Source organism: Deltaproteobacteria bacterium, assembly GCA_016234845.1.
Taxonomy (GTDB): Bacteria; Desulfobacterota; Deferrimicrobia; order Deferrimicrobiales; family Deferrimicrobiaceae; genus JACRNP01.
Window position 1 is genome coordinate 24,285 of record JACRNP010000117.1, and the last position, 14,254, is coordinate 38,538.

Genomic DNA, 14,254 nt, shown 5'->3' on the forward strand with positions numbered 1-14,254 from the left:
TTTCCAACTAGAATCCATTGACGCATAGTTATACCTAATTATGCCCCCTCGACCCCGTACTCCTTCGCCTTGTACAGCAAGGCCGGGTGACTGATCCCCAGGAGCTCCGCCGCCTTCGGTCTGCTCCCTCCGGTGCGCTCGAGCGCCATCCGGATCAGCTGGCGTTCCAGCTCCCGCACGGCCCCTTTCAGGTCCGGCCGCTCGGGGGACACGGGGATACGGACGACGTGGGCGGGACCCGCGTCCTGCGCCCGGCCCCCCGGGCCGGCGGCGTTCCAGACCGCCATCAACTCCCCTCTCGTGATCTCCCGGGAGGCCCCGAGAAGGGCGCATCGTTCCATCAGGTTCTTGAGCTCCCGGACGTTCCCGCGCCACTCGTGGGCGCCGAGTGCGATCAGGACGTCGTCCGAAAGCTTCATCTCCGTCTTCCCGTACTTTCGGCAATAGTGGGAAATAAAATTCCTAGCGAGGAGCGGGATGTCCGCCGGACGCTCGCGCAACGGGGGAACGTGAATCCGGATCACGTTCAACCGGTAGAACAGGTCGTCCCGGAAACGCCCCGCTGCAACCTCGGCCTCGAGGTCGCGCGCGGTCGCCGCCACCATCCGGACATCGACCCGGCGGGTCTCGGAGTCGCCCAGCCGCCGGATCTCCCCCTCCTGCAGGAATCGGAGCAGCTTCGTCTGCAGGGGGTTCGGCAGCTCTCCGATCTCGTCCAGGAACAGCGTCCCCCGGGCCGCCTCTTCGATGAGTCCCGCCCGATCCTTCTTCGCTTCGGTGAAGGCCCCTTTCCTGTGCCCGAACAGCTCGCTCTCCAGCAGGGTCTCCGGGATCGCGCCGCAGTTGACGGCGACGAACGGCCTCTCCCGGCGTTTCCCGCCGTAGTGCAGGAGGCGCGCGATGAGCTCCTTCCCGGTCCCGCTTTCTCCCGTGACCAGGACCGTGGCGTCGTAATCCATCACCTTCTCCGCCATCCGCACCGCGGCGTCCATGGCCGGATCGGCGTACAGCAGCTCGCCGGGGCGCGCGGATTTCTCTATCTCGCTCCGGAGGTACTCGTTTTCCGTTCGGAGCCGCTCCCGTTCCGCTGCCTTCCTGAGGGTCAGGAGGATCTCGTCGCTCATGAACGGCTTGGACACGTAGTCGTACGCCCCGAGCTTCATCGCCTCGACCGCCGTCTCCACCGTTCCGAACGCCGACATCATGATCACCGTGCCCGGGATCCCCTTCGCGGTGACCTCCCGCAGAAGGTCGAGGCCGCCCAGGACCGGCATCCGGAGGTCGCAGAGGATGAAATCGAACCGCTCCTCCCCCAGGATCCGGAGCGCCTCCCGCCCGTCCCCCGCCTGGCGGACCTCATATCCCTCCGCGGAGAGAATCCTTCCGAGGGCGTCCCTCAGGGACGGCTCGTCGTCCACCACCAGGATCCGGTCAGCCATCCTTCCCCCCCTCCTCGTGCATCGCGGCCTCCCTTCGCGCCGGCGGAAGAACGACGACGAAGGTCGCTCCGCCCCCCTCCACGCTTTCCGCGCGGATCTCCCCTCCCGCGCTTTCCACGATCGTCCGCGAAACCGATAAGCCGAGGCCGGTGCCCTTGCCGGGGTCCTTGGTCGTGAAGAACGGGTCGAACACGAGCGGGAGATCCTCCGGCCGGATGCCGCTGCCGGTGTCCGAGACCGAGAGGGCGACGCCGCTTCCCGCCCGCGCGCCGGCGGCCCGGAGCGGAATCCCGTCCATCCCGGGCGGATCGGTCGAACGGCGGCGGAGCGCCTGTCCGTGCCCCGGGTTCCACCCTTCCATCACCCACGTCCGCACCGTCATCCTCCCCTTCCCCGACATCGCGTCGACCGCGTTGATCGCAAGGTTCAGGAGAACCTGCCGGAAACGGTCCTCGAGGATCGCGGCCCCCGGGACATCGTCCAGCTCGAGGCGAACCTCGACCTCCCGGAAGAGGTTCCGGAACGAGAGCATCTCGACCGTCCGGCGCACCACCGCGTTCACGTCCGTGGCCCCTTCCCGCCCCCCCGCCGGAGAGGCGACCGAGAGGAGCCCGCGGACGATCTGCTCCATCTTCCGGGTTTCCTCGACGACCTTCCCCAGGCACTCGTCCGTCTCCTCGCGCCCCGGGCGGTGCCGGAGCAGATGCTCCGCGTACCCTCGGATCGCCATCAGCGGACTTCCCACCTCGTGCGCCACTCCCGCGGCGAGCCGCCCGACGGTCGCCAGCTTGTCCGAGCGGAACGCCTCCAGCTCCGACCGGCGCGAACGCTCCTTCGCCTCGAGGATTCCGTCCACCATCTTGTTGAAGGAGGCGGCGAGCTGGCCGATCTCGTTTCCTTCGACCCCCTCGGCGCGAAGTTCGTACTCCCCCGCGGCGATCTTCTCCGACGTCGCCGCCAGACGGCGGACGGGCGCGATCACCGACCGATCCAGGAGGAACCCTCCGAACAGGACGAGCACGCCGACGTCGATCGCCGCGAGCACCATCGTGACGTTCACCAGGGTCCGCACCTCTTCCGCGATGCCGGAGGAGTGGAAACGGACCCGCATCCCCCGGACCCTGTCCCCCGGCGCTCCCCCCGGAACGGGTTCGGGGAGGGAGAACGGCAGCGTCACGTCCACGGTCGGGCTGATCGAAAGGAGGGCGAAGACCTTTTTTCCGACCGGAACGACGGCGGGCCGTCCGTCGGGAGGCCCCTCCGGCAGGAGGTCGATGCCCCGGATATACGGCGTGAGGTACCCGGCGAGATCGGGCCGGGAAGAGGCGGGGGAAAACTTCCCCGAGGCGAAATCGTTCTGGACCGCCCTCCGTACCACTTCGGCCACGGTGACGCCCGCCTCCGCGTGGCGGCGTTCGAGGGCGACTCCGACCGCCTTCAAAGCGAACACGGCGACGAGCGCGAGGGAGGCGGCGGCCACCAGCACCAGCTGGACCAGGACGCCGGCACGGATCGACAGGGGTCGGTTCAGCGGAGCCACGGGAGGGAAATTGCGCTCGGATCTGGTATCATCCGGATCAGAATAGCAAAAACGGGTTCCGGAGGCGAAGGTGGATCGGAAGGACGACCGACGCGGCACCATACTGATCGACAGGGAATTCCAGATCAACCTCGCCTGGCACTACCTGCTCGCCGTCGCGTTCTTCTTCGGAGTGGGACTGGTCCTGGTCTTCCTCCCCTCCGCGTACGTCCTGTTCACCACCGACGACCTGAAGTCGCTCGAGGCCGCCGTCGCCGAATTCTTCGTTCTTCACAAGCGGATCTGGCCCGCGGCGATCGTCACGCTGGCGGGCGTGTTCCTCTATTCGTTCCTGATCGGCCACCGCATCGCCGGACCCGTATATCGGGTCAACCAGGTCCTTCGGCAGCTCCTCCGCGGAGAGCGCCCGGAGAAAGTCGAATTCAGGAGTCCCGACTATTTCCACGAAACGGCGAAACTCCTCACCGAGCTCTCCGGGAAACTTTCGGCGATACCCCCGCGCGAACGGACCGGGAACGACGAACCGTCCATCGGAGAGCCGCGCCCTTGATCGCGCGACGAAGATCCCGGAACCGCGGCTTCACGCTGATCGAGCTCTCGGTGGTCCTCCTGATCACCGGGATATTGGCCGCCCTCGCGGTGTCGACCTATTTCCGCATGATCTCCAAGGCCCGGATGGCGCAGGCCTCGATCGTCCTGAAACACCTCCACAAGACGGAAACCGTCTATTTCAGCGAAAGGAACGCGTACACGGACAACGTGACGGTACTGGACTTCGACCCGGTGCAGTACGACTACTACCGGGTTACCGTCACGGTCGACAACACGGGGACGGATTTCCTGGGGGTCGCGGAAGGAGTGGGGCCGATGGCGGGGGACCGGTGGACGATCGACAAGGACGGAGTCCCGACGCAGGACAACGCGGCAAGACTCAGGTTCTGAAGAGGAACCCCCAGAACGCCCCTCCGGTGAACCGCGCCGCAACCGCTCCGACGCACAGGTACGGACCGAACGGGATCGCCGTCCTCAGGCCGTCCTTTCCACCCCTCATGGCGATCACGCCTCCCGCCACCCCCAGAAGGGAACCGGCGAAGATGGTGACCAGCGCCCCCCTCCAGCCGAGAAACGCCCCGATCATGGCCATGAGCTTCACGTCCCCTCCCCCCATGCCTTCCCGCCCCGTCGCCTTGAGGTACGCCGCGGCCGTCGCGTAGAGGATGCCGGCGCCCGCCGCTGCGCCCAGAAGGCCGCCCTTCCAATCGCCTCCCGGAAGGAACGACATCAGGATCCCGGCCGCGAATCCTCCCAGGGACAGTTCGTCCGGGATGATCCGGTGGTCGATGTCGATGATGGCGATCGGAACCAGGAGGGAGACGAAGAGGAAGTCCCGCGCCATCGGCACGCCCCACCCGTCGACCCACGCGATCCCCCCGAAGGCGACGGCCGTCATTCCTTCCACCAACGGGTATCTCCACGAAATGGCCCCGCCGCACCCGGCGCACCTGCCGCCGAGCGCGAGGAAGCTCGCCACGGGGATGTTCTCGAACGGCCGGATTTCCCTCCCGCAGGAAGGGCAGCGGGACCGCGGCGAGACGATCGACTCCCCCCGGGGGAGGCGGTAGATGACGACGTTCAGGAAACTTCCGACGCACGCTCCGAGCAGGATGGCGGCGAGCGGAAGCGCGACTCCCGTCACTTGAAATCCTTCCGCGAAAACAGAAGGCAGGAAACGATCAGCACGCAGGCGGCGTAGCAGAGAAGGTAACCCGCCGCCCAGACGAGGACGGAAAGCGAATTCAGCGTCCCGTACGCGACCTCGTTCTTCCAATTGAAGTTTTCGAGGTTCGGAAGAAGGTGGAAGAGAAACCGCCCCCCCCACCGCACCGCGACCAGCCGGGAACGCTCGCCGATCAAGTGCAGGTAATCCGACAGATGTCCGATCAGGAACAGGGAGAGGGTGAAGATGGCGCTCAGCACCGGCGTGGTGAAGGTGGAAAACAGGGAGGCGATGCAGGTTAGGAGCACCAGCTCCATGTAGATTCCACCCGACGCGATGAAGATCCCGATCTCCGCCCTTCCTCCGTGCCGGTAGGACAGGTGCACGAGAAACAGCACCACCGCCATGGCCGCGGTCGTGAGGGCCAGCGTGACGCTCAAGCCGATGGTTTTCCCCAGGAGAAACTCGAAGCGCCGCACCGGTTTCGACAGGATGATGTAGATCGTTTTCCGCTCCACCTCGTTGCTGACGAGATGGATCCCGAGGAAGACGGCCATGACGACCCCGAACAGGTGGATGCTGGCCAGCCCGATGTCGGCGATGATCCGTGCGAAGTCGCCCACCGACAGGTCCGCGAGAAAGAAGGTCGTTCCGATGACGAACAGGGCGAAGGCGAGGATCGCATAGAGGATCTTGTTCCGGATCGTCTCCCGGAACGTGTTGGCCGCGATCGAAGCGATCCTCCGGATCACGTCATTTCACCGTTTCCGTCACGTCGGGCCTCCCGACGCGCTGGAGGAATATCTCCTCGAGACTCCGCTTCACCGGTACGCAGGAGAGAATCGAGCACCCCTCCCGCAGAAGGTGGGCCATCCAGCGATTCGCCTCTTCGGCCCCCGGGGCGCGTAGCACGAGCTGGTTCCCGCATGGGTACCCGGCCTCCGCCGGGATTCCCGCCGCAGCCAGCCGTTCGGGCGAGGGGACCGGCGAGACGACCAGCTCGGTGTACAGGTTTTCCGCGACGGCCAGGTCCCCCACCGTCCCTTCCGCCACCTTCCTGCCCTTGTGCAGCATGATCACCCGATCGCACAGCGTTTCCACGTCGGGAAGGATGTGGGTGCTGAAGAAGACCGTTTTCCCCGCCGACTTCAGATCCCGGATGATCCCGCGCACCTCCATTCGCCCCATCGGGTCCAGTCCGGACATCGGCTCGTCCAGAATCACGAGCTCGGGATCGTGCATTATCGCCTGCGCCAGCCCCAGCCGCTGCATCATGCCCTTCGAATATTTCCGGATCGAGGTGTCCCGGGACCCGGACAGGCCGACACGTTCGAGAAGATCCGAGGAACGCGCACGGACCGTCCCGGGGGACATTCCGCAGAGCTGTCCGCAAAGGCGGAGGAACTCCCCGCCGGTCAGATATTCGTAGAAGTACGGCTGCTCCGGCATGAATCCGATGCGGTGGCGGAATTCCTTCTCCCCATGGAGATTCTCCCCGAACGCCTTCACCACCCCCGCATCCGGGAACGCAAGGCGGTTCAGGATCTTGATCGTCGTGGTCTTCCCGGCGCCGTTGGGGCCCAGGAATCCGACGACCTCGTTCGCATGCACGTCGAACGAAAGGTCCGTCAACACGCGGAACGGCTTCCGCCAGAACCCGGTCGGGTACGACTTGGTCAGCCCCTCGACGGAGAGAATCTTTTCACGGTCCTTCATCTCGTCCGGAACACCCCCAGGCGAACGTTCGTCCGGTCGCTTCGCACCTTCCCGTCCTTCCCGAGCAGGTACCTCCCCCCGTTCGGTTCGGCCGGGATCCGCGGAAGGATCCCTTCGCGGACGAGGTCCGACAGGTGGACGGGCGCGTCACCGATCGTTCCGCGATAACGGGCCACCGCCCGTTCCAACGCCTGCAGATCCCGCTCCACGGTGACCTCCCGGATCCTGCGCTCCAGTACCGAACGACGGGCGGGATCGGTTTCCTGTCCGGCGATGGCCTTCAGCAAGGCGAGCGCCGATTCCGGTTCCCTGCCTTCCAGCAGCATGCGGGACGCGAGTCCCGGAAGATAGGGCGGGCTCCCGGGGATCCGGGCCGCCTCGGCCATCGCCTCTCCCCCGGACACCGCGTCGCCAATGGAGAAGTACCGCGTGAACCCGATATAGAAAGGGAAACGCCAATCCGAAGGGTACTGCCGTTTCCCCCGCTCGAGAATCAGAAGCGCCTTCCGGGAGTGGGCCGGCGACTCCCCGAGAACCAGGCCCCCGAGAAAATACGGGACCTGGAACTTCGCATCGAAATTCGCGGTGATCGTCAGAAGGTCAAACAGTCGATCGTAATCCGCCGGGGCCATCTCCGGGCTCCCGACCACCTGGATCGCCTCCAGCCAGGTGACATCGGCCAGGACGTTCCGGAAACCGAAGGAGAGCGAAGGCCTCCGGCTGATTTCGAGAAGGGCGCTCGAATCCCCCGTCCACCCGGTTCCCCGTTTCACCATTTCGGACCGAACTTCGAACATCCGGGAAGACAAATACCCTGTTGCGGCGATCAACAGAAGCAGCAACGCCCAGGGAGCAGATGCCCGGACTCGTTCCCGACCAGCGTTTCCCGTCATCTCCATCCGCCGCCCGCCACCGCCGCCCGCCGGCTTGGATCCTTCACACGACGCGCCTTCCCGGTGCCCGGTGCGCATCCCGCCCGTATCGGCGGCGGGAAAAGTCTAACACACCCCGGCGGATCCAAGGCACGCGATGAAATCGTGCCCGGTAATAAAAAAAAGAGGAAAGGCGGCATCGCTGCCGCCCTTCCTTGCATCCTGCAACGACCCCGGTGCGGTTACCGGCGTCAGTTCGTCACGTCGTCCGTTACGTTGGTCAGGGCCCTGGTATTTTGCATCGACCATACGTCTTCCGTCGTATCCGTGTCGATGTTCCCGGCCGCCTCGATCAGGAACGTATTGTCGGAACGCGCGGAGGCGAAGGTGTGCGCCACCGTACCGGTGAATCCGGCGTTGTCCGTCCCACCCGGCGTCGGCGTATACGTTCCGCCGAGGACGTTGGTAAAGGCCCCGCTGACATACCGGTACCGGGCGGTTGTTCCAATCGGCGCCCATGCGATTTCACCGAAGTTCCCGTAATAGTTGTGCTCCCCGTAGTACGCCACCTCGGCCGTGAAGATGCCGCCGAGGTTCGTCTTGGCCTCCGACTGCTTCGACTTCGCCTGGAAGCGCAGGAAGTTCGGGATGGCGATTGCCGCCAGGATGCCGATGATCGCGACGACGATCATCAGTTCGATCAGGGTGAATCCCTTCTTGCTCCGGAGCATGCTCAGCATTCTTTCTTCCTCCTTTCGGGTCTGGGAGAACGATCTCGTTGCTCCGGTATATCGCAAGGGGCGGGCCAAAACTTTAATGCATCCTGAAGGCACACGATCGGAATTTCATTCGATCCCGTGTTTTTGAATCCGATACCGAATCGACCGAAGGGAAATATTGAGTAGTTTCGCGGCTTCCGTCCGGTTTCCCACGGTCTTCTCCAACGCTTTTTCGAGGTATATCTTCTCCAGTTTATCCATCTCCGTGTCCAGGAAAACCCCATCATCCGGGAATGACTCCTTGTAAGAAGCCGATTCACCGGCTTCTCTCGTGACAATTTTTGTCACATTGGGAGGAAGGGCATCGATGGAGATGACATTTTTTGTCTCCATGATCATCGCCCGCTCGAGGATGTTCTCCAGCTCCCTCACGTTCCCGGGGAAATCGTACGCGAGGAGAGCCCGCATGGCCTCGCCGTCGATCCGCCCAAACGGCTTGCCGTGCTTTTCGGCGAACTTCCGGACGAAGTGGGCGGCCAGCGCGGGGATGTCCTCCCGCCGGTCCCGGAGGGGTGGAACGAAGATCTGGATCACGTTCAACCGATAGTAGAGGTCGTCCCGGAACCGCCCCTCCATCATCTCCTGGTTCAGGTCCCGCTTCGACGCGCAGAGAATCCGGAAATCGATCGACAGGTCCTCGTTCCCGCCGACCCGCCGGAACGACCGTTCCTGCAGGGCGCGAAGCAGCTTGCTCTGCATCGGCTGCGGAAGCTCCCCCACCTCGTCGAGGAACAGGGTTCCCCGGTGCGCCGCCTCGAACAGCCCTTTCTTGGTCTGCACCGCGCCGGTGAAAGCCCCGCGGACATGCCCGAACAGCTCGCTCTCGATCAGCGTCTCCGGGATCGCCGCGCAGTTGATCGGGACGAACGGGAACTCCTTCCGGTTGCTCCGGGAGTGGAGGGCGGCCGCCACAAGCTCCTTCCCCGTGCCGCTCTCCCCCAGGATCATGACGTTGGCGTCGGTGGGCGCCACCCGGTCGATGAGCTCGAACACCCCCAGCATCGTCTCGCTGCGCCCGACGATCCCCTCGTACGACGAGGTTCCCCGGACCGACTCGCGGAGCGCCCTCCGGCGCCCCACGGCGTCCTCTTTCCGGGCAAGCGCCGACTGCACGAGCGCGCGCAGCTCCGCGTTGTCGAACGGTTTGGCGATGTAGTCGTACGCGCCGAACTTCATCGCCTCCTTCGCCGTCTCGACGGTGCCGTACGCGGTCAGCACGATCACCTGGGTCCAGGGATTCTTCCGGACCGCCGCCCGCAGCACCTTGAGGCCGTCGTCGGATCGTCCCATCCGGAGATCGGTCAGGACCAGGTCGTACGCGTTCGCCTCGATCGCCTCCTCCGCCTCGGCCAGGGAGGAGGCCGTGTCGACCTCGAACCCCTCCTTCCGGAAGAAAAGACCCAAGACCTGTCGAAGGCTCTGTTCGTCGTCGACTACGAGGACATACTCCTTCAACCCGCCTCCCCGGCCGGGGCGGTTTCCCCCGGGCCGATCTTCCCCTTGCACCCCTTCCTCAGGCAGGAGAGGTGGGTTCCCCCGTCCTTCCGCACCCGTTCGGTCATGGCCGGATACCCGCACTCCGGGCAGACGGCCACGACCGGCTTCCCCCAGGAGGCGAACCTGCATTCGGGATACCGCGAGCAGCTGTAGAACACCTTGCCGAACCGGGAGGAGCGTTCGACCACGTCCCCCTCCCCGCAGTCGGGGCACGACACCCCCACGGGGAACGGCTTGCTGTTGCGGCATTCCGGGTATCCGGAACAGGCGATGTAACGGGACCCTTTCCAGTTCCGGACGACCATCGGCTTTCCGCACTTGTCGCAGGGAACGCCCGCCTCGCGCGGCGGAAGGATCTCCACCGTCCCTTCCGGGGTCTCCCGGAAATCCGCCGTGTTCCGGCAGGTCGGATAGTTCCGGCAGGCGAGGAAACGCCCCGCGCGGCCGAACCGGATCACCATCTCCCCCCCGCAGGCCGAACACGGGATCCCCGTGGCGATCAGCCGCTCCTTCACGTCGTCCATGTCGATCTTCGCCCGCTCGAGCTCCTCGGAAAACGGCAGGTAGAAATCGCCCATCGCCTTCGCCAGCTCCCGCCCGCCGTCCTCGATCAGATCCAGCTCCTCTTCCATCCGGGCCGTGAACGCCACTTCCATCACCCGCGGAAAGCTGTCCTCCAGCAACCCGTTCACGATGGTGCCGAGTTCCGTCGGTGCGAACCGGCCCTCGGCGGTCCTGACGTACCCCCGGTCCCGGATCGTCTTCACGATCGACGCGTAGGTGGACGGGCGGCCGATCCCCTGCTCCTCGAGTTCCTTGATGAGGGAGCTCTCGGAGAAGCGCGGGGGGGGCTGCGTGAAGTGCTGATTGCCGTCCAGGCCGGCGAGGGAGAGGCGGTCCCCCTGCGCAAGCGGCGGGAGGACGATCTCCTCGGGCTTCTCCCCGTCGGCGCCCGGGGAGGCGTCGCCCTTCGTTCCGTTCTCCTCCTCGGGCGGTTCCCCGTTCGCCGGCTCGTGCCGCTCCTCCGTCGCGTTCCCCTGGTACACCTGAAGGAATCCCGCGAACTTCGGGATGGACCCGCTCGCGCGGAAGAGGTATCCGCCCGCGATCCCCCCCGCCGGGTCGCAGAGGATGTCGACCGTCGTCTGCTCGAATTCGGCCGCCGCCATCTGCGAAGCCACGAACCGGTTCCAGACCAGTTCGTACAGCCGGAACTGGTCCCGGTTGAGGATCCCCTTGAGGGAGGAAGGAGGGTGCTCCATGGAGGTGGGCCGAATCGCTTCGTGGGCGTCCTGCGCCGACTTCCGGTTCCGGAACGCGTTCGGGTTCCCGGGCAGGAACGGTTCGCCGTATTCCCGGCGAATGAGGTCGCGGACCGCCGCGACCGCCTCGTCGGCGACCCGGACCGAGTCGGTCCGCATGTAGGTGATGAGCCCCACCAGTCCCGCCCCGGGGATCTCGACCCCTTCGTACAGGGATTGCGCGACCATCATCGTCCGGTGCGCCTGCATCCGCAGCGCGCGGGACGCTTCCTGCTGGAGCTTGGACGTGGTGAACGGCGCCGGCGCCAGGCGGCGCCGCTGCTTCTTCCGGACCTCGCGAACGACGAAGGGACCGTTCTCGACGGCGGCCCGCAACGCGGCGGTCTCCTCCCCGTTCCGCGGACGAATCTTCTTTCCGCCCGCTTCCACCAGTTTGGCGGGAAACGGCGGCGGGACCTCCGCCGAAAGCCGCGCGGTCAGGGACCAGTACTCCTCCGGGACGAACGCGAGGATTTCCTTTTCGCGGGCGCAGACCATCTTCACCGCCACCGATTGCACGCGGCCGGCGGAAAGCCCGCGGCGGACTTTCGTCCACAGCAACGGGGAAAGGGTGTACCCGACGATCCGGTCGAGTATCCGGCGCGCCTGCTGGGCGTCGAACTTGTTCCGGTCGAGCGGCCTCGGCGCCGCCATCCCCTGGGCGATCCCCTTTTTCGTGATTTCGTGGAACAGCACGCGGTGGATCACCGGCGACGCCGAACCCGCCGCCTTCCTCCCTTTGGGGGGAGCGGCCGTGCGGGAGCCTTTCCGCTTCATCCGCTTCTCGCCGTCCTGCCGGATGGCGTCCGCGATGTGCCACGCGATCGCCTCCCCTTCCCGGTCGGGGTCGGGTGCGAGGTACACGGTATCGACCGATCGGGCCGATTCGAGAATCTCCCCGAGCACCTTCTTGCGGTCCTTGATGACCACGTACGAGGGAGCGAAGCCGTGCTCCACGTCCACGCCCATCCGGCTTTTCGGCAGATCCTTCACGTGCCCCATCGAGGACAGGACCTGGAACCCCCGCCCCAATATCTTCTGTATCGTCTTGGCCTTCGCGGGCGACTCGACGACGACTAACGACTTGGCCATTCTCCCTCCGACGCATGTCCCGGGGCGGTTCCCCCGGCGCTCAAGACTTCCTCTTATAATAGTCCCCCGGCCTTTTTTCAACCAGATTCGCCACTTCCAGCTCCATCAGCGCCGGCAGCAGCTCGGATAACGGCGACGAAAGCGCGGCCGATATCTCCCCTGCGTGTCGCTTCCGGCTCAGGAATTCGATGATCCTCCCTTTCAGACCCGCATCCCGCGCCGGCGACGGCGCCCCGAGGGCGTCCAGTACGTCGACGGCGGAGCAGACCGGGGCCGCCCCCTCCCGGAGCAGGCGGTTGCTCCCCGCGGTGTGCGCGAACCACGGGTTCCCCGGCACCGCCATCACCTCCCGCCCCTGCTCCAGCGCGATGCGGGCGGTGATCAGCGCGCCGCTGCGTTCCGGCGCCTCGGCCACGACCACCCCCGCGCACAGGCCGCTCACGATCCGGTTGCGGGCCGGGAACCGGCGCGGCAGCGGGAGCGATCCCGGGGGGTATTCCGAGTAGATCGCCCCCCCTTCCAGGATCTCCGCGCGCAGGCCGGCGTGCTCGGGCGGGTACGTCACGTCCACCCCGCACCCGAGAACGGCGACCGTCCCGCCCCCGCCCCGAAGCGCCCCTCGATGCGCCGCCGCGTCGACCCCCCGCGCCATTCCGCTCACCACGACGCACCCGGCCGCCGACAGCTCCTCCGCCAGGACACGAGCGAACTCCCTCCCGACGGCGGTGGGAGTCCGGCTTCCGACCACCGCTACGGCGACGCCGCCCGTCCACGGCGGACCGGCCCGGTACAGCACCAGCGGAGCGCCGCGGATTTCGAGGAGCGGTTCGGGGTACTCCCTTTCCCCGAAGGCGACGATCGCGATGCTCGCCCGGGCGCACGCCTCCCGTACGGCTTCGACGCGGTCCCCCGCGGCCGGGGAGTCCAGGGACATGCGCCCCTTGTCGAGGAGCGATCGTTCGGAACCGGGAGGGACGCCGGCGAACGGCAGAGGGGACGGCGCCCCCCCGGATCGAAGGCGCCGAAGGTGGTCCACGGTGAACCCTTCCGTGAGGGAGAGCCTGAGAAACGTGTCGAGGACCGACGCGGAGAGGCCAGGATCGTCCATGGGGGACCCCCGGGAGGTTTCCCCCATGGACATCAAATGTCGTGCCGCCCGTGAATGCCGGGCGCGCGGCTACTTCGCCGGAATCCCCCGCAGCGCGGAAACGCCGGCGGCGAACGACTCCGTCCCGCTCGCCACGTACGCCGTCGAGAAGTCCGGGTTCACACGGACGATCACGGCCCTGGCCGCCTCGGTCCGCACTTTACCGCCGGAATCCCTCGACGATCCGACGGCAAGGGATGCCGGGGCGAACACCCGGAACACGTTCCCCTGCGCCACGCCCGCGGACGCCCCCTTGTCGAGGTAGACGAAATCGCCGGGTGCGATCTCCTTGTTCAGCTGCCTTGCGGTGATGACGACCGACGGGATCCCCTCTTCCCCCGGGACGATCTTCACGCGGGAATACGCGGGGATCTCCTCCGACAGGAGGTCTTCCCGGGTGATGTCCTCGAACGACTGGCGGACCTTGCCGGATAACTGTCCGTCCACCGACGGTCCCACCTGGATGATCCCGATCAGGTACTTCACGTATCCGGAAACCGGTCTCCCTCCCGCGGGAACCATGATCGGTCCCCGGACCCTGTACACACCGAGCATCTGCCCCGCGGGGACCGTCTTGTCGAGGCCGAGATACACCGCGTCGTTCTCCGCGAAACCCACCTTCGAGTCCTTGCCGCCGCGGATCCGCCCGATCCCCTTCGGCGCATCCCGGACAAACTCCCCCGCCCGGACGAAATCCTCCGGCAGGCTGTCGAGGTCCCGATCCCCGGGCCCCGCGGCGGGGGCGACGGCAGGGACCGGCTTCGCCTCCTCGGCGGGCGGGGCGACCGGCTCAGGGGCCGCCGCCGGAGGCGGCTCGACCTTCATCGTGATTTCCCGGGGGGGAGGCGGCACGATCACGACCTTGATCCCGGGGTAAATGTAGTGCGGATTGGTGATGAACCGGTTCCGTTCCCATATCTCGGTCCACTTCCACGGGGATCCGAGATGTTTTGCCGAGAGGTCCCACAGAGTGTCCCCCTCCACGACCGTGTGGACGATCCCGCCGGCGGGCGCGTTCGCCTCCGCCGGGGCTGCTTCCTGCTGCGAGAATGCGCGGACCGGAAGGAGGAACAGCGTCCCGATCACCGCAACCGCCCAGACGAACCGTGAAGGCCTCATCATCGGAGAACCTCTTTTCCCCGCCCGGAGGGCGC

At 66.2% G+C, this 14,254-nt stretch carries 12 protein-coding genes and 1 pseudogene; 2 read left to right on the plus strand and 11 right to left on the minus strand.

What is annotated here, in order from left to right:
• Positions 1-38: 38 nt before the first annotated feature.
• Together HZB86_08470 and HZB86_08475 are read right to left on the minus strand one after the other, a co-directional pair.
• On the minus strand, positions 39-1,439 hold the full coding sequence (locus HZB86_08470) for a sigma-54-dependent Fis family transcriptional regulator (GenBank protein ID MBI5905567.1): 1,401 nt from the start codon (positions 1,437-1,439) through the stop codon (positions 39-41).
• Positions 1,432-2,979 carry a HAMP domain-containing protein gene (locus HZB86_08475; GenBank protein ID MBI5905568.1) on the minus strand — a complete coding sequence of 516 codons (1,548 nt, stop codon included), beginning with the start codon at positions 2,977-2,979 and terminating at the stop codon, positions 1,432-1,434. The genes HZB86_08470 and HZB86_08475 overlap by 8 nt, the downstream gene beginning before the upstream one ends.
• Before the next feature lie 70 nt (positions 2,980-3,049).
• On the opposite strand from HZB86_08475, the gene HZB86_08480 reads away from it, so the two are divergent.
• Together HZB86_08480 and HZB86_08485 are read left to right on the plus strand one after the other, a co-directional pair.
• Positions 3,050-3,529, plus strand: coding sequence for a hypothetical protein (locus HZB86_08480; GenBank protein ID MBI5905569.1), 480 nt, complete (start codon positions 3,050-3,052; stop codon positions 3,527-3,529).
• Positions 3,526-3,921: a prepilin-type N-terminal cleavage/methylation domain-containing protein gene (locus HZB86_08485; GenBank protein ID MBI5905570.1), complete on the plus strand. Its 396-nt coding sequence runs from the start codon at positions 3,526-3,528 to the stop codon at positions 3,919-3,921. The genes HZB86_08480 and HZB86_08485 overlap by 4 nt, the downstream gene beginning before the upstream one ends.
• On the opposite strand, the gene HZB86_08490 is transcribed toward HZB86_08485, so the two are convergent.
• The 9 genes and pseudogenes from HZB86_08490 to HZB86_08530 all read right to left on the minus strand — a co-directional run bounded on the left by HZB86_08490 (position 3,911) and on the right by HZB86_08530 (position 14,222).
• Positions 3,911-4,675: a prepilin peptidase gene (locus tag HZB86_08490; protein MBI5905571.1), complete on the minus strand. Its 765-nt coding sequence runs from the start codon at positions 4,673-4,675 to the stop codon at positions 3,911-3,913. The two genes, HZB86_08485 and HZB86_08490, sit on opposite strands and share 11 nt — an antisense overlap.
• Positions 4,672-5,448 (minus strand): ABC transporter permease subunit, encoded by a 777-nt coding sequence (locus HZB86_08495; protein MBI5905572.1) that lies wholly within the window; start codon positions 5,446-5,448, stop codon positions 4,672-4,674. Before HZB86_08495 ends, HZB86_08490 begins: the two co-directional genes overlap by 4 nt.
• A gap of 1 nt (position 5,449) precedes the next feature.
• Complete coding sequence (locus HZB86_08500) at positions 5,450-6,412, minus strand: ABC transporter ATP-binding protein (GenBank protein ID MBI5905573.1); 963 nt, start codon at positions 6,410-6,412, stop codon at positions 5,450-5,452.
• Entirely contained in the window at positions 6,409-7,185 is a 777-nt protein-coding gene (locus HZB86_08505; protein MBI5905574.1) for a hypothetical protein, read from the minus strand. Before HZB86_08505 ends, HZB86_08500 begins: the two co-directional genes overlap by 4 nt.
• A gap of 650 nt (positions 7,186-7,835) precedes the next feature.
• Positions 7,836-8,024: pseudogene (locus HZB86_08510) on the minus strand (prepilin-type N-terminal cleavage/methylation domain-containing protein).
• 105 nt (positions 8,025-8,129) lie between these two features.
• Positions 8,130-9,518: a sigma-54-dependent Fis family transcriptional regulator gene (locus HZB86_08515; protein ID MBI5905575.1), complete on the minus strand. Its 1,389-nt coding sequence runs from the start codon at positions 9,516-9,518 to the stop codon at positions 8,130-8,132.
• A complete protein-coding gene (topA, locus tag HZB86_08520; protein MBI5905576.1) occupies positions 9,515-11,953 on the minus strand; it encodes a type I DNA topoisomerase in 2,439 nt (812 codons plus the stop codon). Before topA ends, HZB86_08515 begins: the two co-directional genes overlap by 4 nt.
• Before the next feature lie 40 nt (positions 11,954-11,993).
• Positions 11,994-13,061 (minus strand): DNA-protecting protein DprA, encoded by a 1,068-nt coding sequence (dprA, locus tag HZB86_08525; protein ID MBI5905577.1) that lies wholly within the window; start codon positions 13,059-13,061, stop codon positions 11,994-11,996.
• Between the two features lie 69 nt (positions 13,062-13,130).
• Positions 13,131-14,222: a LysM peptidoglycan-binding domain-containing protein gene (locus HZB86_08530; GenBank protein MBI5905578.1), complete on the minus strand. Its 1,092-nt coding sequence runs from the start codon at positions 14,220-14,222 to the stop codon at positions 13,131-13,133.
• Positions 14,223-14,254: the final 32 nt, after the last annotated feature.

Coding starts and splice junctions, on each gene's coding strand:
- HZB86_08470 (MBI5905567.1), bottom strand. CDS start 1,439: ATGGCTGACCGGATCCTGGTGGTGGACGACGAGCCGTCCCTGAGGGAC.
- HZB86_08500 (MBI5905573.1), bottom strand. CDS start 6,412: ATGAAGGACCGTGAAAAGATTCTCTCCGTCGAGGGGCTGACCAAGTCG.
- topA (MBI5905576.1), bottom strand. CDS start 11,953: ATGGCCAAGTCGTTAGTCGTCGTCGAGTCGCCCGCGAAGGCCAAGACG.
- dprA (MBI5905577.1), bottom strand. CDS start 13,061: ATGGACGATCCTGGCCTCTCCGCGTCGGTCCTCGACACGTTTCTCAGG.
- HZB86_08530 (MBI5905578.1), bottom strand. CDS start 14,222: ATGATGAGGCCTTCACGGTTCGTCTGGGCGGTTGCGGTGATCGGGACG.